The sequence below is a fragment of the Catenulispora sp. GAS73 genome (genome assembly GCF_041262085.1).
GTDB lineage: Bacteria > Actinomycetota > Actinomycetes > Streptomycetales > Catenulisporaceae > Catenulispora.
Genome location: NZ_JBGCCM010000047.1, coordinates 1 through 23513 on the forward strand (window position 1 = coordinate 1; position 23513 = coordinate 23513).

Below are 23513 nucleotides of genomic sequence, written 5' to 3' on the forward strand. Positions count from 1 at the left end.
GCCCGCCGACGCGACGGGGAACCCGGGACAACCCCGGCCTGTGGTGTGGACACGGTCCACCCGGGTGCGCCACGTGCGGTCGTGACGTGGCGCGCCTGAGACGCGGGGAATCCTTCCCACAGGCGGGGTTGTCCCGGATCCCTCGTCGCTGTCGGCGGGCTCTGCCAACCAGCCCGGACTGGCGGGGTCAAGCCGGACGAGGCCGGACCACAGCAGCAGCGATCCGGCTTTACCCCGCCAGGCCGGGCTGGTTCCGTCTACGGCGACGACAGCGACGAGGGATCCGGGACTCGGCGACCAACACTCAGACCGCCGGCGACGCGGGGGGTTGGGGATCCCTCAGAGTCTGGAGTGCCCCCGCCGGAGGCGCCTGCTCTTGACTTCAGGCGCCCACCACGCCCGACGATTGCCGCCCACGCAACGCGTGCGCAGTGACTCGGACCCGCGCGCGGTCGTGTCCAGCATCACCCGCCGGCCGCCAGCGCGTCCCCAGGCACCCCACCGAACTGCGCCACCCAGCGGATCCTTCTTAAACCAGTGCGAAGCCGTAAAAAGCTCTTAAAACCCACAAACAAACCGCACCCACTGCACCCCAGCCACCCACACCCCAACCGCCAAAAGAAGTACCCGCAGATCAGAACCGCTCGATCGGACCAGCCCCATCCTCAGCCAGCAGCCGCATCACCAGCCCCGTCGCCGGCTTCGGCCCGAACGCCGTCGACTTCCGCGGCATCAGCACCCCGGCGCCGGCCAGCTGTCGTACCACGTCCTCCGTCGTCGGCCGCAGGAGTACCGCGGTGCCGCCGATGCGTGCGGCCTCGGCGACGGCGTGGAGTGGGTCGTGGTCGAAGCGGACTTCTTCGGGGGTGTCCGGGAGCTGCCATACCGCCTCGACCAGGACGTGGTGCAGGACTGTGGCGTCCAGGGCGCGCCAGGCCTGGGGGCGGTCGGCGGGGATGGTCTCGGCCAGGACTGCCGGGTCGGGGGCGGTGAGGAGGTAGTGCGTGGTGCCGTCGGAGAGGACGAAGGCGTGTTCGCCGGTCGGGATCTCGTTCAGGGCGTGGTGCGGGTCGGGGGTCTGGCGGACCGCGAAGACCTTGCCGGCCTGGACGACGGCCGTCTCCAGGGGGACGTGCGGCAGGACGCGGTGGATCGCGTGCAGGCTCAGTGGGTAGCGCGTCGAGTCGACTAGCAGGGCCAGGCCGTACTCGGCCGGGCCGCCGCGTTCGGCGCGCAGTCGGCGGTAGGCGGCGTGCCGGTGGTGGCCGTCGGCGATCAGGGCCCGGTGCCAGAGCAGGTCGGCGGCGATGCGGCCGGTGGCGACCGGGTCGGTGAGGGCCCACAGCCGGTGCTGCGTGCCGTCCGCGGTGGTGGTCGAGGTCAGCGGTTCGGCCAGGTCGGCGACGCGGTCCAGCAGGTCCGAGACGGTGCGGTCGCCCTCGTACGTGAGCAGGATCGGCTCGATGTGCGCCTCGGTGGCGCGCATCTGGGCCAGGCGGTCGGTGACGACGGAGGTGGTCACGGCTTCGTGCGGGAGGATCGCGCGGCTCGCCGGGGACGGTTCGGCGGCGGGGTCGCCGCCGGCGCTCACCGCGGGATCCACGTCCGCGTCGTCCAGCTTGACCAGCGCGATCAGCCCGCGCTGCCGAACTCCGCGCCCGGTCTGTTCGTACACATAGAACGCCGGTTCGAGGTCCTGTCGTAACACCCCGTCGTCGATCCACTCCCGTAACGACGTCGCCGCACGGTGATACGGCGCCGGCGCGCCGGGCCCGGCGTCCAGTTCCTCCGGCGCGGCCAGGATCAGGCGTACGACGTTGTGTTCCTCAGTGTCGGCCAATCGCCTGGCCTCGTCCGGTCCGATCATGTCGTACGGTGGCGAAGTGACTGCCGACGGGTCCGAGACCCGATCCGGAGCGAACCGGAGTCCCCGAAAGGGGAGTACGCGCAACGCCTGCGGATCGGTGTTTGCCATGAGGGCATCTTAAGGAAAACGGGCAGTGGCATGACGTGGTGGGAGGGTGGAAAGGAAGAACGCAACAAGGTGTGACGGATGGGGAGCCGGTAGCGGGAGCCGAGTACGACGGAGGATCTGATGTCTGAGCGATATGGCGAGTACGACGCCGAAGACGGTGCAGGCGAGCCCACCGGAGAGGCCGCCGACTGGTACCGGCAGGGCGTCCAGCTGCTGGAGGCCGGCGACCCGGCAGCCGCCGCGCAGCTGCTCACCAAGGTCGCCCAGAAAACCCCCGACTCCGCGCCGGTGCTGGAGGCGCTGGCCCGGGCCCATTTCGACGGCGGACTCTACGAGCAGGCCGTGGAAAGCTTCGCGCAACTGGCGCATGTGAGCCCGGACGACGATTACGCACAATTCGGCTGGGGCCTGGCCGCGGCCAAACTCGGCCAGATGGATGTCGCCGTCGAACACCTTTCCGCCGCCGCCGCGATGCGTCCGGAAATCCGTCATTATGCCAACGCTCTGCGTGCCGCCCGGTCCACTCTTCGGGAGCAGACCGGAAAGAAGGGGCTGGCTGACACGTGAGGTTCGCGGATGTGATCAGATGGTGGTGTGACCGCTGAGACCATCGAGGGCGACGGCAAGACCGCGCCTCTGCCGTTCCTGACGTCCCAGAAGCCGCTCGCCGAGGCGTACGACACGGCCCTGCTGGACCTCGACGGCGTGGTGTACCGCGGCGCCGAGGCGGTGCCGCACGCCGCCGAGGCGCTGCGCGACGCGCAGAACCTCGGCATGCGCCGCGCCTACGTCACCAACAACGCCTCGCGCACGCCGGAGACCGTCGCCGAGCACCTGAACGAGCTCGGCGTCCCGGCCGCGCCGTCGGAGGTCGTGACCTCGGCGCAGGCCGCGGCCCGCATGGCGCACGCCTGCGTCGGCGACGGCGGCCGGGTCCTGGTGATCGGCGGCGACGGCCTGATGGCCGCGGTGCGCGAGCTGAACATGAAGCCGGTGGCCTCCGCCGACGACCTGCCGGACATCGTGGTGCAGGGCTACTCGCCGGACCTGGGCTGGAAGGACCTGGCCGAGGCGACGTACGCGGTGCGCCGCGGCCTGCCGTGGATCGCCACCAACACCGACACCACGGTCCCCACCTCCCGCGGCATCGCCCCCGGCAACGGCACGCTGGTCGCCGCGGTCCAGGCCGCCTCCGGCAAGATCCCGCAGGTCGCGGGCAAGCCGGAGCTCCCGCTGCACCGCGAGTCGATCCTGCGCTCCGGCGCCACCCGCCCGCTGATCGTCGGCGACCGCCTCGACACCGACATCGAGGGCGCGGTCCGCGGCGACACCGACAGCCTGCTGGTCTTCACCGGCGTGACCACGGCGCGCGACCTGCTCGCCGCCCCCGCCGACCGCCGCCCGAGCTACATCGCCGAGGACCTGCGCGGCCTGCTCACCTCGCACGTGGCGCCCACCCGCGACGGCGTGAACTTCGTCTCCGCGCGCTGGACCGCCGCCGTGGTGTCCGAGCAGGTGGTGCTGCACGGCCACGGCGACAAGATGGACGCGCTGCGGGTGATGTGCGCCGCGGTGTGGGAGTACGGCGGGAAGGTCGACGTGGAGGACGCGCTGGCGCAGCTGGCTTAGGGCTCGGGCCTGGAAGGCTCGGATCGGCTCAGTCGGATCGCCTGGCCGTCCGGCACGGCAGGCCCGGCGCCGCCGAGCACGCGGCCGAGGCCTGCGTGACGGACCTGGACCGGTTCTCCATCCGCGACGCGCAGTTGGCAGCCGTCACCAGAACCGCGGTTGCCCGGGAATGGCTTCCAGGTCGGTCAGGACCAGTTCGCGCTCCTCGTCCTCGGCGATGTCCTCGGCGGCGGCCAGGGCCTGCTCGGTCCAGGCTCGGGCCTGCTCCTTGTCGCCGGCGACCGCGTGAGCACGGGCCAGTGACTCGTAGGCGAAGGCCAGGTCCCAGTCCGCGATGCCGTGCTCCTGGCAGATCTCCAGGCCGCGTCTGGCGTGGTACAGGGCGGGCTCTGCCCGTCCGAGTACGGAGTAGACCCGTGACACCTGCCACTCGCCGCGGCTGCGGTTCACGGCGGCGCCGATCTGGCCCCAGTGGTAGCGCGAGGCGTGCGCCATGTGGAGCATCCGGTCGTCGTCCTCGATGCTGCGCTCCTCCTGCTCCAGCAGCCGCCACACTCCGTTGAAGAGATCGGCGGCCAGGCGGCGCTCGTCGGCCGCCGGGCCGGGGGTGTCCTGCTTGTCGTGCTCGTCCTGGTCGGTCATCGTCGTGGTGACTCCGTCCTCGATGAGGTGGTCGGTGCGGTGCAGGTCGCCGCGGACCCGGTCCAGGCGTGCCTGGAGCCGGCGGCGGTGCCGGTGCAGAACCTGCTGGATCGCGGCCTCGTCGTCCGGCCGGGCCAGGCACTCGCGTACCTGGTCCAGCGGCACGTCGACGGAGCGCAGGAGCCGGACCAGCCGCGCGGGCCCGACCTGCTCGGCGCTGTAGAGCCGGTAGCCGGTGTCGGCGTCGACCACGGCCGGCGCCAGCAGCCCGACTCGGTCGTAGTGCCGGAGTGCCTTCGCGGTCAGCCCGACGCGCCGCGCCAACTGGCCGACCGTGATCAGCTCGGGTTCATCCGCCATGCCCCGAACCTAGAACCTTGCCCCGGGGAAACCTCAAGCGCGGCGCCGAGCGTGCCGGGCGTCCCGGTCCGCGGCCACGTCCCCTACCTGGACCTCCCACGCTCGCCCCGCAGCCGCCGGCGCCCGACGCTGGCGGCATGAAGGATCTCGACTGGCACCCCGCCATCCGCATCGTCCTCGTCGCCGACGGCGACTACCCCGTCAACTCCGTGGCCTTCGCCGCAGGCTGGGTCTTCGCCAAGAACGAACACGGCACCGTGGCCTTCCCCGCCTCGCAGGTCGTGAAGGTCAGCCTGGGCTGACTGAGCCGCCAGCCCTCAGCCCTCAGCCTGCACCACGACCCCCGCCGCCACCAGCGCCTCCACATCCCCGAACCCCCAAGCCGCCAGCGCCTCCCGTGTGTGCGCCCCGGCCCCGCACGGCGGCAGCCCCAGCTCGGCGGACGTCCGCGAGAACCGGGGCGCCGGCGCCGGCTGTGTGAGCCCGTCGCGCTCCACCAGCGTCCCGCGCGCCGCCAGGTGCGGGTGCGCCGCGGCCTCCTTCGCCGACAGCACCGGCGCCACGCACGCGTCGCTCCCGTCGAACGCCTCCGTCCACTCCGCGCGCGTCCGCGTCCGGAACACCTCCGCGATCAGCGCCCGCAGCTCCGGCCAGCGCTCGCGGTCGTTCTGCTCCGGCGCGCGCTCGGCGATCCCCAGCCGCCGCATCAGTTCGGCGAAGAACTGCGGTTCGATCGCGCCGACCGCCATGTACTCGCCGTCGGCCGTCTCGTAGACGTCGTAGTACGGCGCGCCGGTGTCCAGCAGGTTCGTCCCGCGCCGGTCGCGCCACAGGCCCAGGCTGACGAAGCCGTGCAGGATCGCCGACAGGTGCGCGGTGCCGTCGACGATCGCCGCGTCCACGACCTGCCCGCGCCCCGAGCGTGCCGCCTCCCACAGCGCCGCCAGGATGCCGGCGACCAGGTACATCGATCCGCCGCCGAAGTCCCCGACCAGGTTCAGCGGGACCTGCGGCGGGCCGCCGGCGCGGCCGATGGCGTGCAGGGTGCCGGTGACCGCGATGTAGGCGATGTCGTGGCCCGCGGTCGGGGCCAGCGGCCCGTCCTGGCCCCAGCCGGTCATCCGGCCGTAGACCAGCTTCGGGTTGCGGGCCAGGCACGCCTCCGGCCCGATGCCCAGCCGCTCGGCCACGCCCGGCCGGTAGCCCTCGATCAGCACGTCCGCCTGCTCGGCCAGCCGCAGTACGACCTCGGCGCCGCCGGGGTGCTTCAGGTCCACCGCGACCGAGCGCCGGCCCCGGTTGAGCACGTCCTTGTCGCCGAGCGACAGCCCGCCGCCGCCGGGCCGGTCCACCCGGACCACCTCGGCGCCGAGGTCGGCGAGCAGCATCGCGGCGAACGGCCCGGGCCCGATGCCCGCGATCTCCACGACCTTCAGTCCCTGCAGCGGCCCTGTCATGCATCCTCCCGGAGCGCCGGCGGCGGATTCTTCTGACGGTGTATCAGGTTTCGTGTCAGGTTGCCTGCGCGTCAGCCCGCCGACTCGAACAGCGGCCGCAGCAGCGCCTTCGACCTCTGCCACCGCTCATCGAGCCGCGCCGAGGGATAGGGGTGCAGGAACGAGACCATCCGCAGCCCCCTGATCGCCTCCAGCGCCGTCAGCAGCCGCAGCTGGAAGTCCGGCAGCGCGGTCACCTCCGGCCCGAACAAGACCACCGAGACCTCCATGAGTCGCGTGGTCAGTGCCCGCTCGAACGCGGTCGTCGCCTCCCGCAGCTCCGGATCGGTCCGCGCGGCCACCCACAGCTCGATCGCGGCGTCGAACGTCGGGCCCTGATGGGCCCTCCACAGCAGCTCCAGCGCGTCCCCGACGGGGTCGGTGGAGTCCGCCAACAGGTCCGGCCGCGCCAACACGTGCATCGCCTGCTGCTCGGCCAGATGCCGCACCGCCGCCACGACCAGCTCGTCCTTGGTCGCGAAGTGGTGCACCTGCGCCCCGCGCGAGACCCCGGCCAGCTCCGAGACCCGCGTGGTCGTGGTGCCGGCGTAGCCGTGCTTCACCAGGCACTCGACGGTCGCGTCGAGCAGCAGGCGGCGGGTCGCGGCGGAGCGTTCCTCCTGGGTGCGGCGTGCGGCGGTCACGCACACCAACTTACAGGCAGATCTGCCGGTATGTTGCTAGACCAGCTTCCGAAGCCGCAGCAGGTCGGAGAATGAAGCCTCCAGCTTCACCCGCCCCCGGGCCCACGCCGAGGCGAAGTTCAGATCTCCGGCGACCAGCGAGATCAGATCGTCGCTGTTGATCGTCAGCCGGATCTGCGCCCGGTCCCGCGGCTCGGTGGTGACGTCCTCCAACGTCCCCTCGCGCAGCGTCCCGTGAAAGGTCACGTCCAGATCCGGGACCCTGAGGCTCACGGTCCGTACGAGCTTCTTGTTCGACTCGTCCATCTCGCCGAGCTTCCCGGCGAATTCCTTCAGTGCTTCCCGGCATTCCTCGATGGTGGCCACGCGCGTGACCTTAACGCACCTCGGCGGGTGTACGCGTGCTGCTCGCAGCCGGCACGCGCGGCGCCGGGAGCGGCGCGGCCTGCCCGGCCGGCTTGTTCTTGCGCGAGACGGCCGCCCAGACCACGAACGACAGCGTGATGAGCAGGTACGCGTCGCCGATCACGTTCTCCCACCAGCCCCAGTGCATCTCCAGGCCGTTGTTGGTCGGGAACAGCAGCAGCGGGCCGATCAGGAACACCACGGTGAGCAGCGCCAGGCCGGCCATCTTCAGGCGCTCGCGGCCGCGCACGATCTGGATCGCGAACGGCAGCAGCATCGGCGCGATCCACACCCAGTGGTGCGACCAGGAGACCGGGGATATGAGCAGCTGGCAGGCGGCGACCACGGCCAGCGCGCAGACCGGGTCCTCGCGCCGGATCGCGCGCCGCGCGCCGAGGTAGGCCAGGCCGATGACGACCATCGACAGCGCGAACCAGAGGTGTTCCTCGGTCTTCACCGACATCGCCATGCCCCGCAGGCCGCCGAGCCGGTGCAGGCCGCCGCGCAGCGACTGGTTGGCGGCGTATCCGAGGTCGCCGATGCGGGTCGGGTCGAAGACCGTCTCGGTCCAGTACGCCTTGCTGTCGCGCGGGGCCAGGATGAAGCTGAGCGACGTCGCTCCGACGAAGGACGCCGCCATGTTGGAGGCGGTCTTCCATTGCCGGCGCGCGACGAAGTAGAGCAGGAACACCGCCGGGGTCAGCTTGATCGCCGCGGCGATGCCGGCCAGCACGCCGCGCGGGATCCGGGTCTTGGGGCCCAGGGCGTCGGTGACGACCAGCCCCATCAGCAGCAGGTTGATCTGCCCGTGCAGGAACGTGCTGCTGATCGGCTCCATCACCAGGCTCATCAGGGTGATGGTGACCAGCACCCGGGGCGTGGGCTCGGGCAGGAAGCGGGCCCCGGCGCGGTTGCGCAGCACCAGGTAGATGGTCCAGGTCAGCGCGCTGAACCCGATCGCCACCATGAGCACCGCGGCCAGGTAGTAGCCGACGAAGCCCAGCACGCTGAACACCACGGCCGCGAACGGCGGGTAGGTGAACGGCAGGTTCGGGCCGGTCAGCGGGCGCGGGAAGCGGGTCGTGTAGAGGGGGAGGTCCTTCATGAAGGAGATCCCGCCGTCCCGGTAGACCTTCAGGTCTATCAGCGGGTTCCCGCCCTTGCCGGCGATCAGCCCGACCCCGAAGACCAGGACGGCCGCGGCCATCCACCAGGCGGCCGCCCGGCGGCGGCTCCACGGCTTGTAGGAGGTTGTCAAACGGTCGATCCAGGCACCGTCGTCCACCATCGCCATGCCAGCGCAGCTCCTCACGAATTCGACGCCGGCGACCGGCAGACCCACACAACTCCCACCCCGCCACGGCGATGGGAATCACCCCGACAGCCGCTGATGTTAGCGGATGTGGGCACCCTTTGAATGTCACTCGAAAGAGTCTTGCGTTAACGGCGGATGCCATTCAGGCGACGCTCTGACCAGGTTTTCATCGGCGCCTGAAGGGAATCTGATGCCGGAGCTGCGCATTATCGGGCGGCAATTGCGATTTCGTGGCCGCCCATCCGGGTCGGTCCGGTTCTGCTACAGCTTGTCGTAGTTCGTCGTCGGCGTCAACGTCCCGGCGGCCGCACCCGCGCTCACCACTGTTCACGCGATAGCGTTCACAGTGAACATTCGGCAACCGAAGGCGAGCGGCGCGAGCGTGGACGACATGGGCGAGTTCGAGACGGACGGCCGGCAGGACGGGCCCTCTGGCGGCCCGCCGACGGTCGCCTTCCATGAGACCTCCGAAACCGTCGACTTCCAAGTGGATTACGAGCACTCCGGCGACCGCCGTGTCGACGACGCCCTGGACCGCCTGGCCCGGCTGCCCGACACGCCGCTGGCCGGCCACGCCGACGTGTACGACGCCGTCCACACCGAGCTGCGCGCGATCCTGTCCGAGCAGCCCGCGGCCCAGGGCCCCCGGTGACCGCCCGGCGCCGCCTGGACGCCGAGCTGGTGCGCCGCAACCTCGCTCGCTCCCGCGAGCAGGCCCGGGAGCTGATCGAGGCGGGCCGGGTGAGCGTCGGCGGTCAGACCGCGGGCAAGCCCGCGACCCAGGTGGAGACGTCCGCCGCGATCGTCGTCGCCGAGGCCAGCACCGGCCCGGACTACGTCTCGCGCGGCGGGCACAAGCTGGCCGGCGCGCTGGCCGCCTTCGCCGCCGACGGCCTGAGCTTCGCCGGCCGCCGGGCCCTGGACGCCGGCGCCTCCACCGGCGGCTTCACCGACGTCCTACTGCGCAACGGCGCCGCGCACGTGGTCGCCGTGGACGTCGGCTACGGCCAGCTCGCCTGGTCGCTGCGCACCGACGAGCGGGTCACCGTCCTGGACCGGACCAACGTGCGCGACCTGACACCGGACATGATCGGCGGTCCGGTGGAACTCGTGGTGGGTGATCTCTCGTTCATCTCACTGCGGCTGGTGCTTCCGGCGCTGGCCGGCTGCGCGACCGAGGAGGCGGATCTGACCCTGATGGTCAAGCCGCAGTTCGAGGTCGGCCGGGAGCGGTTGGGCTCCGGCGGCGTGGTGCGCGACGTCGGCCTGCACGCCGAGGCGGTGCGGGACGTGGCCGCCGCGGCGGGCCGGGCCGGGCTCGGCGTGCGCGGCGTGGCCGCCAGCCCGCTGCCGGGACCGGCGGGCAACGTCGAGTACTTCCTGTGGCTGCGGGCCGACGCGCCGCCGCTGCGCGAGGAGGACCTGGCGCGGGCCATCAAGGAGGGCCCGGCCGGGGACGGGCGGTTCGACACAGACTCCGGGCCGGAGCCCGCTCCGGACGACAGCAGTATTAGTCGAGCGGGATCGATCGCGAACGAGGGGTCAGGGGAAGCGAGCTGATGGGACACGGCGAGCGCAACGTGCTGTTGGTCGTCCATACCGGCCGGCAGGTGGCGCTGGACGCCGCGCGCGACACCGTCGCGCGGCTGTCGGCCAGCGGGGTCGGCGTGCGCGTGCTGGCCGGCGAGGCCGGGGAGCTGGAGACCGACGCGCCGGTCTGCGCGGCCGGCACCGAGGCGCTGGAGGACATCGAGCTGGTGGTGGTGCTCGGCGGCGACGGCACGATGCTGCGCGGCGCCGAGGTGGCGCGCTCGGCCGGGGTCCCGCTGCTGGGCGTCAACCTGGGCCGGGTCGGCTTCCTGGCCGAGGCCGAGTACGAGGACCTGGCCTTCGTCGTGGACCGCATCGTCGCCCGGGACTACACGGTCGAGGAGCGGATGACCCTCGACGTCGAGGTCAGCCTCGACGGGCGGGTCATCGACCGCTCCTGGGCGCTGAACGAGGCCAGCGTGGAGAAGGCCTCGCGCGAGCGCATGCTGGAGGTGCTGGTCTCCATCGACCGCCGGCCGCTGTCCAAGTGGGGCTGCGACGGCGTCATCTTCGCCACGCCGACCGGCTCCACCGCCTACAACTTCTCCGCCGGCGGCCCGATCGTCTGGCCGGACCTGGACGCCCTGCTGCTGGTGCCGATCAGCGCGCACGCGCTGTTCGCGCGGCCGCTGGTGGTCTCCCCGTACTCGCTGCTGGCGCTGGAGCTCCAGCCGAACGGCGACGAGACCGGGAGCAAGGGCGCTGTGATGTGGTGCGACGGCCGCCGGGTGCTCGACCTGCCGGCCGGCGCGCGGGTCGAGGTGCGGCACGGCGCGCTGCCGGTGCGGTTCGCGCGGCTGCACAAGGCGCCGTTCACCGACCGTCTGGTTGCGAAGTTCGCGCTGCCGGTGGACGGGTGGCGCGCGGAGAAGTAGGTGCCGAGCTGAGGTCCTTCCTCACACTGACACCGTGTCAGGGCTGTGAACTTCGCCCCCTAAAGGGACGAATCCGGCGCGCAGGTACCGCTTCCGGCCCGCGAAGACCTAGTGTCTTACCTGTGCTGGAGCAGATGAGGATTCGCGGTCTCGGCGTCATCGAGGACGCGGTATTGGAGCTGTCGCCCGGATTCACGGCCGTCACCGGCGAGACCGGCGCCGGCAAGACGATGGTGGTCACCGGCCTCGGCCTGCTGTTCGGAGGACGTTCGGACTCCGCCTTGGTCCGGCCCGGCGCCGAGCGGGCCTCGGTCGAGGGCCGCTTGGTCGTGGACCCCAAGAGCGCCGCCGGCCTGGCCGCCGCCGAGGCCGGCGCCGAGTTCGAGCCTGTCGGCAAGGACAAGGCAGAGCTCATCATCTCCCGGTCGGTGTCCTCCGAGGGGCGCTCCCGGGCCAGCCTGGGCGGCGCCGCGGTCCCGATCGGCGTCCTCGGCGGCCTGGCCGACGACCTGGTGGCGATGCACGGCCAGTCCGCGCAGCAGTCGCTGCTGCAGCCGGCGCGCCAGCGCCAGGCCCTGGACCGCTACGCCGGCCCCGCCGTCGCCGAGGCCCTGGCCGAGTACAAGGCCTGCTTCGACCGCCTGAAGAAGATCGAGTCCACCCTCGACGAGCTGACCACCCGGGCCCGCGAGCGCTCCCAGGAGGCCGACCTGCTGCGCTTCGGCCTGGCCGAGGTCGAGCGCCTGGAGCCGGTCGAGGGCGAGGACGCCGAACTCGACGCCGAATCCGAGCGCCTCGGCCACGCCGACACGCTGCGTACCGCCTCCGAGGGCGCGCACATGGCGCTGGCCGGCAGCCCGGACGACCCGGCGTCGATCAACGCGCTGTCCCTGGTGTCGGAGGCGACCCGCGCGCTGGAGGCCGCCCGCGGCCACGACCCGGCGCTGGCCGAGCTGGCGCAGCGCCTGGACGAGGCCTCGTTCCTGCTGGCCGACGTCTCCACCGAGCTGGCGGCGTACGCCGACTCGATCGAGGCCGACCCGCGCCGCCTGGCCGACGTCCAGCAGCGCATCAGCGACCTCAACAGCCTGATGCGCAAGTACGGCCCGAAGCTCTCCGACGTCATCGCCTGGGCCTCCGACGGCGCCCTGCGCCTGGCCGAGCTCGAAGGCGACGACGACCGCATCGCCGCCCTGACCGAGGAGCGCACCGCGGCGCGCGAGGAGCTGACCGGGCACGCCGCGCGGGTGTCGGCGGCGCGCTCGCAGGCCGCGGACAAGTTCGCGGCGGCGGTGACCACGGAGCTGGCGGAGCTGGCGATGCCGCACGCCCGCGTCGAGGTCCCGGTGACCCAGAAGGACTCCGCCGACGGCCTGGAGCTGGAGCCGGGCGGCCGGAAGGTGGCGTTCGGCCCCACCGGCGTCGACGACGTCGAGATTCGCCTCGCCCCGCACCCGGGCGCGCCGTTCCTGCCGATCGCCAAGGGCGCTTCCGGCGGCGAGCTGTCGCGCGTGATGCTGGCGGTCGAGGTGGTCTTCGCCGGATCGGACCCGGTGCCGACGTTCGTCTTCGACGAGGTGGACGCCGGCGTCGGCGGCAAGGCCGCGGTCGAGGTCGGGCGGCGGCTGGCGCGGCTGGCGCGCTCGGCGCAGGTCGTGGTGGTGACGCACCTGCCGCAGGTCGCGGCGTTCGCGGACCGGCAGCTGGTGGTGAAGAAGGCCAACGACGGGCTGGTCACGCGCTCGGGCGTGGTCGTGCTCGACGACGCGGCGCGGCGGCGGGAGCTGGCGCGGATGCTCGCCGGGCTGGAGGAGTCGGAGCTCGGGCAGGCGCATGCCGACGAGTTGTTGCAGGCTGCGGCGGCTGATCGGCAGCGGGCTTAGGGGTTTTGCTGGGGTCGGTCCGGTTCGGGCCGGCCACAGCTCGTCCCTGGCTGGCAACTCAGTCCAGCCCGTGCCGCAACGCGTAGCGCACAGCCTGAGCCCGATCGCGCACGCCGATCTTCGCGAACAGATTGTTGATGTGCGTCTTCACCGTCGCGGCGGAGACGAACAACTCCCCGGCGATCTCGGTGTTCGACTTCCCGCGCGCGATCAGGGTTAACACCTCGGCCTCGCGCGGCGTCAGGTCGACTGAGGGCGGGACATCCACGGCGGCGGCGAGCAGTATGGCCGTGACCCCGTCGTCCAGCACCGACTGCCCCGACGCGGCGGCCTCAATGGCCCGCGCGATCTCAGCCCGCCCGGACTCCTTGGTCAGGTAGCCGGTCGCGCCGGCCCGCAGAGCCTTGAGAATCGAGGCATCGTCGGCATGCGTGGTGAGCACCACCACCCGCACGTCCGGCGCACTCGCCCCGATCAGCCGAGTCGCCTCAACCCCGTCCACACCCGGCATCCGCAGATCCATGAGTACGACATCCGGCCGCAGCGCCTCGGCCGCCACCACCGCCGCCGCCCCATCCCCGGCCTCCCCGACCACCTCGACGCCGGGGGTCACGGACAGGAGGGCGACCAGGCCGTCGCGCACTGCTGCCTGGTCGTCGGCCACCACTACTCGGATCGCTGCCACGGCAGCATTCTCACAGTGTTTTGGACGGCCCTGCTTCAGGCGGGGGTGCTGGTCTTCCTGGCTGGCACCACCGCCGCGACTCGGAAGCCGCCGCCCGCCACAACTCCCGCCTCCACCGACCCGCCGACCAAGCCGACCCGCTCCCGCAGTCCCACCAGTCCCCAGCCGCCGCCGGAGTCCGAGAGTGGCGTCGAGGGCTTCGTCGACGTCTCGTTCTCCACCGTAAGCGTGACCGTGTCCGCGCCGACCGCCAGCCGCACCGTGACCGGCGCGCCTGGTGCGTGCTTGCGGGCGTTCGTCAGCGCCTCCTGCGCGACGCGCTGGAGGGTCTGCGCCGTCTCCACTGCCAGCTCCGGCACGGGTCCGTCGACCACCTCGAACGTCGCCGGCCAGCCGGTGTCCTCCGCGTAGTCGGCCGCCAGCACTGCCAGGGTCTCCTCCGGGGGCTTCACGTCCTCGCGCAGCGCCGCCACCGCGCGGCGGACCTCGGACAGGCCGTCGCGGGCCAGGCGGCGGGCGCGGATCACCATGGTGTGCGCGCGGTCCAGGTCCGTGCCGTCGGTCATCAGGGCGTCGGCGGCCTCCAGTTGGATCGCCAGGCCCGACAGGGAGTGCGCCAGTACGTCGTGCACGTCCCGGGCGATCCGCCCGCGTTCGGCCAGTGCCGCCGCGTGCGCCTGCTCGGTGTTGGCGCGGCGCGTCATCACGAGCAGGTCCTGCGCGCGTTCCAGGGCCAGGCGGCGGGAGCGGCGCGCGTCGCCGAACAGGTAGCCGCTGACCGTCACCACGACGACCCAGGGGAACTGGCTCCCGTCGTTCGCGATCACCGCGGTGATCGCTCCGACCACGACGGCCGCGATGCCGACGTACAGCGCCGTGGACCGTGCCTCGGTCATGGACTGCAGGTACATCACGCTCATGAAGACGTACGTCAGCCCCGACGGCTCGGCCAGCCCCGGACCGGCCAGCACCGCACCGCACAGCGCGATCACCGCCACGGCCGGCACCAGCCCCGGCACCCGCCGCACCGCCGAGACCGACCACGCGACGCCGGTCAGCGCCGCGACCGCGCCGAAGGCCCAGGCGGCCGGCCGGTGGCTGTGCGCGATGGCGATCGACACGCCGCCGATGGCCACCAGCCGCGCCACCACGGCGACGGCGGGCCAGCGCTCGGTCCACCGCCGCAGATCGGGGAAGTCCTCGGTGCCGGTGCTCATGATGAGGTCAGTGTGCCCGTCCGACCGGGCGGGAAGCACGTCGGCCAGGTCGGCCACGGCGAGGTGGCTCAGGGCTTCGCGCCACGTCCGAGCCCGGCTCGTGGCCCACGCCGCGGCTCGGGCGGTGCGGCTGGTGTGGCTGGTGCGGCTAGTGCGAGCAGCCAGCCCGGCGCTCGTGCTCGTGCTCGTACTTGTACTCGTGCTCGTACTTGTACTCACGCCTGCACTCGCGCCGGCACTCACGACCGCGCCAGCACCGGGATCCCGCTGGCGTGAGCCCGCGGCACCACGATCAGCGACTCGGCGGCCAGCGACAGCCCGAACATGAGCATCGTCGAGGACGTCATCACCGACTTGCCCGCCCCGGCGCCGACGGCGGCGGCATCCAGACCGAAGCGCAGCGCGAAGGACCCGAGCCACAGCAGGATCGTGATCGGCCGGTAGCGGGCCCACAGCACACCCTCGCGCTCGTACAGGTGGATCGATGTGCCTCGAATCAGACCGATCGCGACCGACACGCCCGCCTGGATCCCGAGCCACACCTGGTCGGTGTGCGTGAGCGTGCCGCTCTTCTGCAGGATGACGAAGCCGTAGACGGCCAGCACGCCCGGCATGACGACCGAGCGCCGGGTGTCGACCGGACGTCCGGTCAGACGCTTCCCGATGACCAGCGCGGCGACCGCGACGATGAGGACGATCTGCAGGATGTTCATGTCTTCGACGGTAGGGATTTCGCGGCTTCCCCAGATCGGAGCGGGGGTGGAGACCGGGGTGGAGATGACGGGGCGTGGCCGGTGGAGACCTCGGCGTTTGCGCCTGCGCCGCCCCTCCAGCGCCCCTCCGCCGCTCCACCCCCCTCCACCCTCCCCACCGACCCCGCGTCACCCACCGGCCAATCCCTTACCACCGCCGCAGCCGGACGTGCGACGATGAGCGCCAGTGATGACGCACTCTCCGCACCGTCCCCGACGCCGAGCCCAGGCCCGCCAGCCAGACTTGCCGGGCCTGTCCGGCGTTGCCCGAGTGGACCGCCGCACCAAGGACCTGACCAAGCGCCTGCGCGCCGGCGAGATCGCCCTCATCGACCACGTCGACCTCGACGGCCCGGCCGCCGAGGCCCTGCTGGCCTGCAAGCCGGCGGCCGTGGTGAACGCCGCCAAGTCGCTGTCCGGCCGCTATCCGGCGATGGGCCTGGAGATCCTGCTCTCGGCCGGCATCCCGGTCGTGGACGAGGTCGGGCCGGCCGTGCTGGAGCGGATCTGCGAGGGCGACATGGTGCGCCTGGACGGCAACGTCATCCTGCGCGGCAGCACCCCGGTCGCGGTGGGCAAGGCCGTGGACCTGGCCGAGGTCGTCGAGGCGCTGGCCGAGGCCCGCTCGACGGTCTCGGAGCAGATCGAGGCGTTCACCGCGAACACGATGGAGTACCTGCGCGCCGAGCGGGACCTGTTGTTCGACGGGGTCGGCGTGCCGGACATCAGCACCGAGCTGGACGGCCGCCACGTCCTGTTGGTGGTCCGCGGCACGCACCACAAGGACGACCTGGCGGTGCTGCGTCCCTACATCCGCGAATACCGGCCGGTGTGCATAGGGGTGGACGGCGGCGCCGACGCGCTGCTGGAGGGCGGCCACAAGCCGGACATCATCGTCGGCGACATGGACTCGGTCTCCGACGCGGCACTGGGCTGCGGCGCCGAGCTGATCGTGCACGCCTACCCGGACGGAACCGCCCCGGGCCTGGACCGCGTCACCAACCTCGGGCTGCCGTGCGTGCTGTTCCCGGCGGCCGGCACGAGCGAGGACGTGGCGATGCTGCTGGCCGACGACAAGGGCGCGACCCTGATCGTCGCCGTCGGCGGCCACACCAACCTGGTGGAGTTCCTGGAGAAGGGGCGCGGCGGGATGGCCTCGACGTTCCTGACCCGGTTGCGCGTGGGCGGCAAACTGGTGGACGCCAAGGGCGTCTCGCGGTTGTACCGCAGCCGCATCTCCAACACGTCCCTGGCCGCGCTGGTGCTCGCCGCGCTCACCACCATCATCGCCACGCTGCTGGTCTCGCCGGCCGGCAAGGGGTATCTGACCGTGCTGGGCTCGCTGTGGGACGACTTCGTGTTCTGGATGCGGAGCTGGTTTTCGTAGCGAGTCCAAGAGACTCTGTTGTCACGCAGGTCAGACACTGGCTGCGGCACCGGGGCCACGCGTACTCTCAGCGGATGAACGATCGCCGGGATCCCGGGGCTGAGCGCGCCGCCGGGGAACATCTGCCGCACCACAACCAGCACGTGCCGGGCCTGCACTGGGAGATCGGCAAACTGCCGGGCTGGCTGCGCGAGACCGCCGGCGAGCGGCGTTGGCCGGTGACCATCGGAGTCGTGCTGGCCATCGTGATGCAGGTGGTGCTTCCCGACCGCTACGCCCTGCAACCCAAGCTGCTCCTCCCCGCGCTCGAAGTCGTTCTGCTGCTCGGACTCGTTGCCGCCAACCCGGTCCGGTTCCAACGCGAGCACCCGATAGTGCGGTGGATGTCGCTGAGCATGACGATCTCCATCGCGATCGCGAACCTCACCTCGATAGCCAGACTGATCAACGAGATCCTGCATCACAAGGCGGGAGCGCCGACGGTCGACGCTGTCACGCTGCTCGGCTCGGGCCTGGCGATCTGGATCACCAACGTCGTGGTCTTCGGGCTGATCTACTGGGAATTCGACCGCGGCGGGCCGTTCTCACGCGCCGCGGCTCGCAACCCGTACCCTGACTTCCTCTTCGCGCAGATGACGGATCCGTCCAAGGCGTCCCCGGACTGGGAACCGACCTTCGTCGACTACGCCTACCTCTCGTTCACCAACTCCACCGCGTTCTCACCGACGGACACCCTGCCGATGTCTTCGTGGGCGAAGATGACGATGATGGTCCAGTCGGGCGTGTCGCTGGTGACCATCGCGCTGGTGGCGGCGCGCGCCGTCAACATCCTCAACTGACCGCGGTCGGCGGCTATCGGCCCAGTTCGTGCAGTGCGGCCCTGCGTCCCCTCGTGTAGCTGTTGAGCATGCCCCGGACGTGGCGGGCCCGCTGGCCCACGGGCTCCCAGGGGGTCGTCGGTGCCGGGCTGTCGGGCTCTTTGCCCACGCGGGCGTTCAGGACGAATACCGTGAGGGCGACGTTGAGGATCTCGCCGTCGGCGAAGCGCAGCTTCACTGTCCCATCGCTGAAACCGGCGATCTTCGCGGGGCGGCCGCCGTATACGACGCCGCCGCCCGAAGTCACCGCTGTCTCGATGCGTGCCATGCCTGGATCTTGGCGCACGGTGGCGCCACATCCCGGGTTCCGCGGTATCGAATCACTAGTTAGTGTGAATCTCTGTTCGGGGTCTTGCCCGTGGCGGGGAGCCTTGTCGGCGTTCACGGGCGTGTCTCGCGAGCGGGGGAGTACCCGGCCGCGCGGACGAAGCCGACTACTGGCCACTGCCGGGCGAGCGCGTAGGCTTCACCTGACTTGACCTGTCGTTGGATCGAGACCGATTCGTCTGTGAGCTGGGAGATACGTGCGGCAACGACGAGCCGAAGGGCGCTCATGGAGTGATCCTCTGCCGGTGGCGGCCTCCGCGCGCCCGGCAGATCTTGGCGCTGCTCTCAGCGAGGGACGAAGCCCCTTGTTCCGGCTGCGGGGACTGTTCACTTGATCGACTTCCGCTACCACGTCGTCTCCATCGTCGCGGTCTTCCTCGCCCTCACCGTCGGCCTGGTCATCGGGTCCTCCTACCTGAGCAAGGTCGCCTACGACGAGCTGAACAACCAGCTCTCCTCCCTGCGCGGCCAGAACCAGGCGCTGCACGGCACCCAAAACGAGCTCGACAACCAGGTCCGCGACCGCGACAGCCTGATCGCCGCCCTCGGCCCGGCCGCCGTCGCCGGCAAGCTCGCCGGCCACTCCGTCGCCGTGGTGATGCTCCCCGGCGCCGACGGCTCCAGCGGCGACGCCCTGGCCGCTCTGCTGGGCAAGGCCGGAGCGCAGGTCACCGGCGAGGTGACGCTGAAGTCCGCGCTGCTGGACCCCGGCCAGGCCGCGAAGCTGGCCGCCACCGGCGCGAAGCTCCCGGCCACCGAACGCGGGGGAGCGCAGCTGCCGAGCCCGTCGGCCTCCGCGACGTCCGGCACGCCGGCCCCGGTGATCGCCATGGCCGACATCGCCGGCGCGGTGGTGCACCGCATACCGGCGAACTCCTCCGGCGTCGGCGAGCAGAACATAACGGACCAGGCGTCCCAGGATGTGCTGACCACCTACAGCGACGCGGGGTTCGTCGACGTGAAGGCGGCCAGCGCGACCTCGGCGGACCTGGTGGTGGTGCTCGCGCCGCCGGCGCCCTCGTCGGGCTCCGCGGGCAACGACGCCGCCGACGCGCTGTACCTCGGCCTCCTGAAGGACCTGACCGGCGGCGGCCGCTCGCTGGGCGCGGTCCTGGCGGGCCCAGCGTCCTCGGCGGCGAGCCCGGGCCTGCTGGCAGCGGCGCTGAAGGACAGCTGGGTGTCGAAGAACGTGTCGACCGCGGACAGCGCCGACCAGCCGTCCGGCCGCATCATCGCGGTGTTCGCCCTCGCCGAGGCCGCCGGCGGCAAGACCGGGCACTACGGACTCACCGGAACGGCCGACGGGCCGCTGCCGGACCTGCACTGAGGCGGGTGGCGGGCCGGTATGCGGAGGGGATTTCGGGTGAGTGGGGTTCCGGTGGTGGGTGACTTGGTTCGGCCGGGTGTGGTCGTGAGGGCGCTTTCCGGCGCGCCGGGGGACCGGCTGGAAAGGCTGTCCACCGGAGTGAACCGGTTGAGCGCGGCGATCACAGCCCTCGAACTCCGCGCTCGGCAAGCACCCTCCGGCGCGCGTCGTTCGGCGATCCGGCCCCGCGCAGCAGGTAGCGTCGAGCGCGTGGCAGCGGCCGGGGTGTTCGGCGGCGCCGGCCGGGTGGCTGGTGTCGGCGGTGTCGTGGCGGCCGGCGCGGTCGGCGGCGGCGTGGCGCGCGGCGCCTACCGCCTCCTGAACGCGCGCCCTCCCGGCGGCCGGGAACGCTGGGTCCGCAAGAACAACCGCGGCCGTGAGGTCACCCTGCTCGAAGGCCCTGCCGTCGCCCTCGGCATCGCCGCGGCGGCCCTCCTCGTCCCCGGGCTGTCCGCCTCGGTGCGCCTCGCCGGCTGTGGCGCGGCACTCGGTGCCGGCGCCGTCGGACTCTACGACGACCTCAACGAGCGCGGCGCCGCCAAGGGCTTTCGCGGCCACCTCAGCGCCCTGGCGCACGGCGAGGTCACCACCGGCGCCGTCAAGATCCTCGGCATCGGCGCCACCGGTCTGGCCGCCGGCGCCGTCATCCGCCGCGATCCGCTCGACCGCGTGCTGGCGGGCCTCGTCGTCGCCGGTGCGGCGAACGTCGTCAACCTCTTCGACCTCCGCCCCGGACGTGCCACCAAAGCCGCGGTCATCGGCGCCGGCGGTGGCCTCCTGCGCGAGGTTCTCACAAGCAAATCGAGCTCCGGGCTCTTCACAGCGGCGGCACTCGGTGCCGCCGCAGCGCTTCTTCCCGAAGACCTCGGCGAGCAGGCCATGCTCGGCGACTGCGGCGCGAACGCACTCGGTGCCGCACTCGGTGTCGCGGCAGCCGCGCGCGCCTCGCGCCCCGGCCTGGTCGCCCTGGCCACCGGTCTCGTCGCGCTCACCGCCGCCAGCGAGAAGGTCAGCTTCACCAAGGTCATCGCCGCGACGCCGCCGCTGCGCGCGCTCGACGAGTGGGGCCGGATCCCGAAGCGGAACGAGACCGCTGATGGCTGACGTCCAGATCGATCACGACCCGGCCGAGGTGGTTGAGCCGGAAGCCGTCGTCGAGTCCTCGGTGCCGCAGCAACACGCAGAGCCGAAGCCCGCGAGCCCTCAGAGCCCGCAGAGCCCTCAAAGCCCTCAGCGCCCGCGCGGTGTCCGCCTCCCTCACCGAGCGAACACCCTCCTCGGCGCCGCCGTCCTCATCGCCATAGCGACCGTCGCCTCCCGCGTCGTCGGCTTCGGCCGCTGGCTTGTCTTCTCCCACACCGTCGGCGCCGGCTCCCTCGCCGACGCCTACAACTCCGCGAACCAGCTCCCGAACATCGTCTTCGAGATCACCGCCGGCGGCGCCCTGGCCGGCGTCGCCGTCCCGCTCCTGGCCGGCCCCCTCACCGGCGGCGACGGCCCCGCCGACCGCGCCCGCGCCTCCCGCATCGTCTCGGCCCTGCTGACCTGGACGCTGGCCATCCTCATCCCGTTGTCGGCGACCGGCGTAGCGCTGGCGGGCCCGATGGGCCACATCCTCGGCAGCGGCCACGGCCCCTACTACACCGACCAGATCAGCCGTTTCCTGATCTTCTTCCTCCCGCAGATCCCGCTCTACGGCGCGGCCGTCGTCCTCGGCGCGACCCTGCAGGCCGATCGCCGCTTTCTGGCCCCGGCCCTGGCCCCGCTGCTGTCCAGCCTGGTCGTCATCGCCTCCTACACGGTCTTCGCCTTCCTCGACCGCGGCCGCGGCGCCCACCTGCGCGACCTGCGCCACGTCCCCGAGCTCGTCCTGGCCCTCGGCACGTCCGCAGGCGTCCTCATCCTGGTCCTGTCGCTGCTGCCGGCAGTCCGTCGCGCGAAGCTGAACCTCCGCCCGACCTTCCGCTTCCCCGAAGGCGTCGCCCGCAGGGCCCGCTCCCTCGGCGTCGCCGGCGTCGCGACGCTGATCGCGCAGCAGCTCGCGGTCCTGACCATCGTCCTGCTCTCCAACGCCGGCCACGTCTCCACCGGCACCCTCACCGTGTTCAACCTGGTGTGGGCCGTCTACTCGCTCCCGTACGCGGTCCTCGCCGTCCCGGTCGCGACCAGCGCCTTCACCGACCTGTCCGCCAAGTGGGCCGCCGGGGACCGCCGCGGCTACGCGCACGGCGTCGCCGCGACCACCCAGGCCGTCGTGATCTTCTCCGCGGCCGGCGCCTCGGTCCTGGCCGCCGCCGCGTGGCCCACGGCCCGGCTGTTCCTCACCGCGCGCCACGGCACCGGCGGCAGCGTCACCGTCGAGATGATGGGCCAGGGCCTGACCGCCTTCGCCCCGGGCTTGATCGGCTACGGCCTGCTGGCCCACCTCAGCCGCGCGCTCTACGCCTGCGGCCGGGGCCGCGCCGCAGCGACGGCGGTCTGCGCCGGCTGGTTCACCGTCCTGATCGCCGACCTGACGCTGGTCGAACTCCTGCCCGGCGAGGACGCGGTCATCGCCCTCGGCCTGGGCAACGTCGCGGGCATGACCGTGGCCGGCGCCGCGCTGCTCGCCGCCGTCCGCCGCGGCGTCGGCCGCGACGCGCTGGCCGGCGTCGGGCGCGCCGGTCTGGTCGCGGCGCTCGCCGCAGCCGTCGCCGCACCGATCGGGATGCTGCTCGCCGCACTGCCCGGCGCCACCGGCCCGCTGCGCGCGATGCTCATCGGCGCGGCCGCCGCGCTGCTCACCATCGCGCTGTTCGTCGGCGTCGCCGTCGTCGCGGCCAAGCGCCTGCTGCCGGACACCGAGTGTGGCAAGTGGCTGCGCGCACCCATCGAATACCGGTACCGGAACCGGCGTGGCCGGAGGTCCCCGCAATGAGCACGCACGCCCTGCGGATCCTGCTGGTCCGCCCCGAGAGCACCGGCGGCATCGGCGTCCACGTCGACAGCCTCACCCGGGCCCTGCGCGAGGTCGGCCACGACGTCCGCACTCTGGTCGCCACCGGCACCGGCGCCATACCGGCGATCCGCCACGCCGCCCGCCAGGCCCAGGCCGACGTGGTCCACGCGCACGGCCTGCGCGCCGGCGCCGCGGCGTGCCTGGCGACCCGCAAGCGCACCGTGGTGACCCTGCACAACGCGCCCTCCACCCGCGCCGGGGAACTGCTGCTGCGGCTGATCGCGCAACGCGCCGACGCCGTCCTGGCCGCCTCGCACGACCTGGTCGCCACCGCGACCAGGGACGGCGCGAAGAACGCCTCCTTCGGCCCGGTCGTGGCCCCCGCTCTGCCCGCGCCGACGCTTCCCACGCCGGAAGTGCGCGACGCGCTCCGCCGCGAACTCGGCCTGGCCGCCGACGACGATCGCCGCCTGGTCCTGGCCGTCGGCCGGCTGGCGCCGCAGAAGGACTATGACACTCTTCTCAAGGCATTGATAACAATCCGGGAGCGTCTCGGTGCCGGGCACGTTCCGCCGGTCGCCATCGCCGGCGAGGGCCGGCAGCGCTCCGTGCTCCAGGCCGCCATCGACGCGCACGATCTCCCGGTCGCGCTGCTCGGCCACCGCGCCGACATCGCCGATTTGTTACGCGCCGCCGACGTGTTCGTGATGTGCAGCACCTGGGAGGCCCGGCCGCTGGCGCTGCAGGAGGCACTGCGGGCCGGTGTGCCGAGGGTGATCGCGACCGACGTCGGCGGCGTCGCGGAGGTCACTGCGGGCTATCTGCCGCTGATTCCGCCCGGCGATCCGGAGGCGCTGTCCCGGGCGCTCCTGGACACCTCTGCGGCCCCTGCGCCGCCGAAGCCCGACTGGGACGCGCTGTGGCCGAGCCCTGAGGAAGAACTGTCCGCGGTGCTCGCCGCGTATGCGTCAAACCGATCATGAACGGGATGTTGCCGACACCTGTCCGCCATGATCGACCCGTGAGCCCCGGGCCCCGCAACTGCTGATATCCTGGTCTCCCGTGGATGACAGGTGCAGGCCCCGCCGCCCCGACACGGACGACGCCCCCTCCGGCACCGCATCGCCCACCGCTCTCTGTCTCATCGAG

At 72.2% G+C, this 23513-nt stretch carries 23 protein-coding genes; 13 read left to right on the forward strand and 10 right to left on the reverse strand.

All coding sequences use genetic code 11. From position 1 onward, the window contains the following. Nucleotides 1–634: 634 nt before the first annotated feature. Nucleotides 635–1975, reverse strand: a complete 1341-nt coding sequence (locus tag ABH935_RS44360) for a DUF1015 family protein (RefSeq protein WP_370384023.1) — start codon at nucleotides 1973–1975, stop codon at nucleotides 635–637. A 120-nt stretch (nucleotides 1976–2095) separates the two neighbouring features. On the opposite strand from ABH935_RS44360, the gene ABH935_RS44365 reads away from it, so the two are divergent. Both ABH935_RS44365 and ABH935_RS44370 read left to right on the forward strand, forming a co-directional pair. Then, nucleotides 2096–2542, forward strand: coding sequence for a tetratricopeptide repeat protein (locus tag ABH935_RS44365; protein WP_194917315.1), 447 nt, complete (start codon nucleotides 2096–2098; stop codon nucleotides 2540–2542). Nucleotides 2543–2569: 27 nt separating this feature from the next. After that, on the forward strand, nucleotides 2570–3604 hold the full coding sequence (locus ABH935_RS44370; RefSeq protein WP_370384024.1) for an HAD-IIA family hydrolase: 1035 nt from the start codon (nucleotides 2570–2572) through the stop codon (nucleotides 3602–3604). A 144-nt stretch (nucleotides 3605–3748) separates the two neighbouring features. Here ABH935_RS44370 and ABH935_RS44375 read toward each other — a convergent pair whose 3' ends face one another. Then, complete coding sequence (locus ABH935_RS44375; protein ID WP_370384025.1) at nucleotides 3749–4606, reverse strand: MerR family transcriptional regulator; 858 nt, start codon at nucleotides 4604–4606, stop codon at nucleotides 3749–3751. Nucleotides 4607–4743: 137 nt separating this feature from the next. On the opposite strand from ABH935_RS44375, the gene ABH935_RS44380 reads away from it, so the two are divergent. Continuing rightward, nucleotides 4744–4908, forward strand: a complete 165-nt coding sequence (locus ABH935_RS44380) for a hypothetical protein (protein WP_370384026.1) — start codon at nucleotides 4744–4746, stop codon at nucleotides 4906–4908. Between the two features lie 15 nt (nucleotides 4909–4923). Here ABH935_RS44380 and ABH935_RS44385 read toward each other — a convergent pair whose 3' ends face one another. The 4 genes from ABH935_RS44385 to ABH935_RS44400 form a co-directional block, all read right to left on the reverse strand. Beyond that, nucleotides 4924–6063, reverse strand: coding sequence for a CaiB/BaiF CoA transferase family protein (locus ABH935_RS44385; protein ID WP_370384027.1), 1140 nt, complete (start codon nucleotides 6061–6063; stop codon nucleotides 4924–4926). A 71-nt stretch (nucleotides 6064–6134) separates the two neighbouring features. Continuing rightward, nucleotides 6135–6746 (reverse strand): TetR/AcrR family transcriptional regulator, encoded by a 612-nt coding sequence (locus ABH935_RS44390; protein WP_370384028.1) that lies wholly within the window; start codon nucleotides 6744–6746, stop codon nucleotides 6135–6137. Between the two features lie 36 nt (nucleotides 6747–6782). Continuing rightward, nucleotides 6783–7112, reverse strand: a complete 330-nt coding sequence (locus ABH935_RS44395; protein WP_370384029.1) for an alkyl sulfatase C-terminal domain-containing protein — start codon at nucleotides 7110–7112, stop codon at nucleotides 6783–6785. A gap of 10 nt (nucleotides 7113–7122) precedes the next feature. Continuing rightward, on the reverse strand, nucleotides 7123–8445 hold the full coding sequence (locus ABH935_RS44400; RefSeq protein WP_370384030.1) for a glycosyltransferase 87 family protein: 1323 nt from the start codon (nucleotides 8443–8445) through the stop codon (nucleotides 7123–7125). A gap of 412 nt (nucleotides 8446–8857) precedes the next feature. On the opposite strand from ABH935_RS44400, the gene ABH935_RS44405 reads away from it, so the two are divergent. From ABH935_RS44405 to recN, 4 genes are all read left to right on the forward strand, one after another. After that, the gene (locus tag ABH935_RS44405; protein WP_370384031.1) at nucleotides 8858–9118 is read left to right on the forward strand and encodes a hypothetical protein; all 261 of its coding nucleotides are present in this window, start codon (nucleotides 8858–8860) and stop codon (nucleotides 9116–9118) included. Continuing rightward, complete coding sequence (locus ABH935_RS44410) at nucleotides 9115–10026, forward strand: TlyA family RNA methyltransferase (protein WP_370384032.1); 912 nt, start codon at nucleotides 9115–9117, stop codon at nucleotides 10024–10026. Before ABH935_RS44405 ends, ABH935_RS44410 begins: the two co-directional genes overlap by 4 nt. Next, nucleotides 10026–10931: an NAD kinase gene (locus tag ABH935_RS44415; RefSeq protein WP_370384033.1), complete on the forward strand. Its 906-nt coding sequence runs from the start codon at nucleotides 10026–10028 to the stop codon at nucleotides 10929–10931. The genes ABH935_RS44410 and ABH935_RS44415 overlap by 1 nt, the downstream gene beginning before the upstream one ends. Before the next feature lie 134 nt (nucleotides 10932–11065). Further along, nucleotides 11066–12814 (forward strand): DNA repair protein RecN, encoded by a 1749-nt coding sequence (gene recN / locus ABH935_RS44420; protein ID WP_370384034.1) that lies wholly within the window; start codon nucleotides 11066–11068, stop codon nucleotides 12812–12814. Between the two features lie 58 nt (nucleotides 12815–12872). On the opposite strand, the gene ABH935_RS44425 is transcribed toward recN, so the two are convergent. Genes ABH935_RS44425 through ABH935_RS44435 form a run of 3 tightly spaced genes read right to left on the reverse strand, consistent with a single transcriptional unit; the run spans nucleotide 12873 to nucleotide 15429 of the window. Continuing rightward, nucleotides 12873–13499 (reverse strand): response regulator, encoded by a 627-nt coding sequence (locus ABH935_RS44425; protein WP_370384035.1) that lies wholly within the window; start codon nucleotides 13497–13499, stop codon nucleotides 12873–12875. Between the two features lie 35 nt (nucleotides 13500–13534). Further along, the gene (locus ABH935_RS44430) at nucleotides 13535–14935 is read right to left on the reverse strand and encodes a sensor histidine kinase (protein ID WP_370384036.1); all 1401 of its coding nucleotides are present in this window, start codon (nucleotides 14933–14935) and stop codon (nucleotides 13535–13537) included. A gap of 20 nt (nucleotides 14936–14955) precedes the next feature. Next, nucleotides 14956–15429 (reverse strand): hypothetical protein, encoded by a 474-nt coding sequence (locus tag ABH935_RS44435; RefSeq protein WP_370384037.1) that lies wholly within the window; start codon nucleotides 15427–15429, stop codon nucleotides 14956–14958. A gap of 229 nt (nucleotides 15430–15658) precedes the next feature. On the opposite strand from ABH935_RS44435, the gene steA reads away from it, so the two are divergent. Both steA and ABH935_RS44445 read left to right on the forward strand, forming a co-directional pair. After that, nucleotides 15659–16855: a putative cytokinetic ring protein SteA gene (gene steA, locus ABH935_RS44440; RefSeq protein ID WP_370384038.1), complete on the forward strand. Its 1197-nt coding sequence runs from the start codon at nucleotides 15659–15661 to the stop codon at nucleotides 16853–16855. Between the two features lie 74 nt (nucleotides 16856–16929). After that, nucleotides 16930–17694 carry a hypothetical protein gene (locus ABH935_RS44445; RefSeq protein WP_370384039.1) on the forward strand — a complete coding sequence of 255 codons (765 nt, stop codon included), beginning with the start codon at nucleotides 16930–16932 and terminating at the stop codon, nucleotides 17692–17694. A 13-nt stretch (nucleotides 17695–17707) separates the two neighbouring features. Here the strand turns inward: ABH935_RS44445 and ABH935_RS44450 are convergent, their stop codons facing one another. Continuing rightward, entirely contained in the window at nucleotides 17708–18001 is a 294-nt protein-coding gene (locus tag ABH935_RS44450) for a hypothetical protein (RefSeq protein ID WP_370384040.1), read from the reverse strand. 390 nt (nucleotides 18002–18391) lie between these two features. Between ABH935_RS44450 and ABH935_RS44455 the strand changes: the two genes are divergently transcribed. The 4 genes from ABH935_RS44455 to ABH935_RS44470 all read left to right on the forward strand — a co-directional run bounded on the left by ABH935_RS44455 (nucleotide 18392) and on the right by ABH935_RS44470 (nucleotide 23347). Next, the gene (locus ABH935_RS44455; RefSeq protein ID WP_370384041.1) at nucleotides 18392–19387 is read left to right on the forward strand and encodes a copper transporter; all 996 of its coding nucleotides are present in this window, start codon (nucleotides 18392–18394) and stop codon (nucleotides 19385–19387) included. 249 nt (nucleotides 19388–19636) lie between these two features. After that, nucleotides 19637–20530 (forward strand): hypothetical protein, encoded by an 894-nt coding sequence (locus tag ABH935_RS44460; protein WP_370384042.1) that lies wholly within the window; start codon nucleotides 19637–19639, stop codon nucleotides 20528–20530. Beyond that, nucleotides 20523–22343 (forward strand): murein biosynthesis integral membrane protein MurJ, encoded by a 1821-nt coding sequence (gene murJ / locus ABH935_RS44465; RefSeq protein WP_370384043.1) that lies wholly within the window; start codon nucleotides 20523–20525, stop codon nucleotides 22341–22343. The genes ABH935_RS44460 and murJ overlap by 8 nt, the downstream gene beginning before the upstream one ends. Beyond that, nucleotides 22340–23347, forward strand: a complete 1008-nt coding sequence (locus ABH935_RS44470; protein ID WP_370384044.1) for a glycosyltransferase family 4 protein — start codon at nucleotides 22340–22342, stop codon at nucleotides 23345–23347. Before murJ ends, ABH935_RS44470 begins: the two co-directional genes overlap by 4 nt. The last annotated feature ends 166 nt before the right edge of the window (nucleotides 23348–23513 follow it).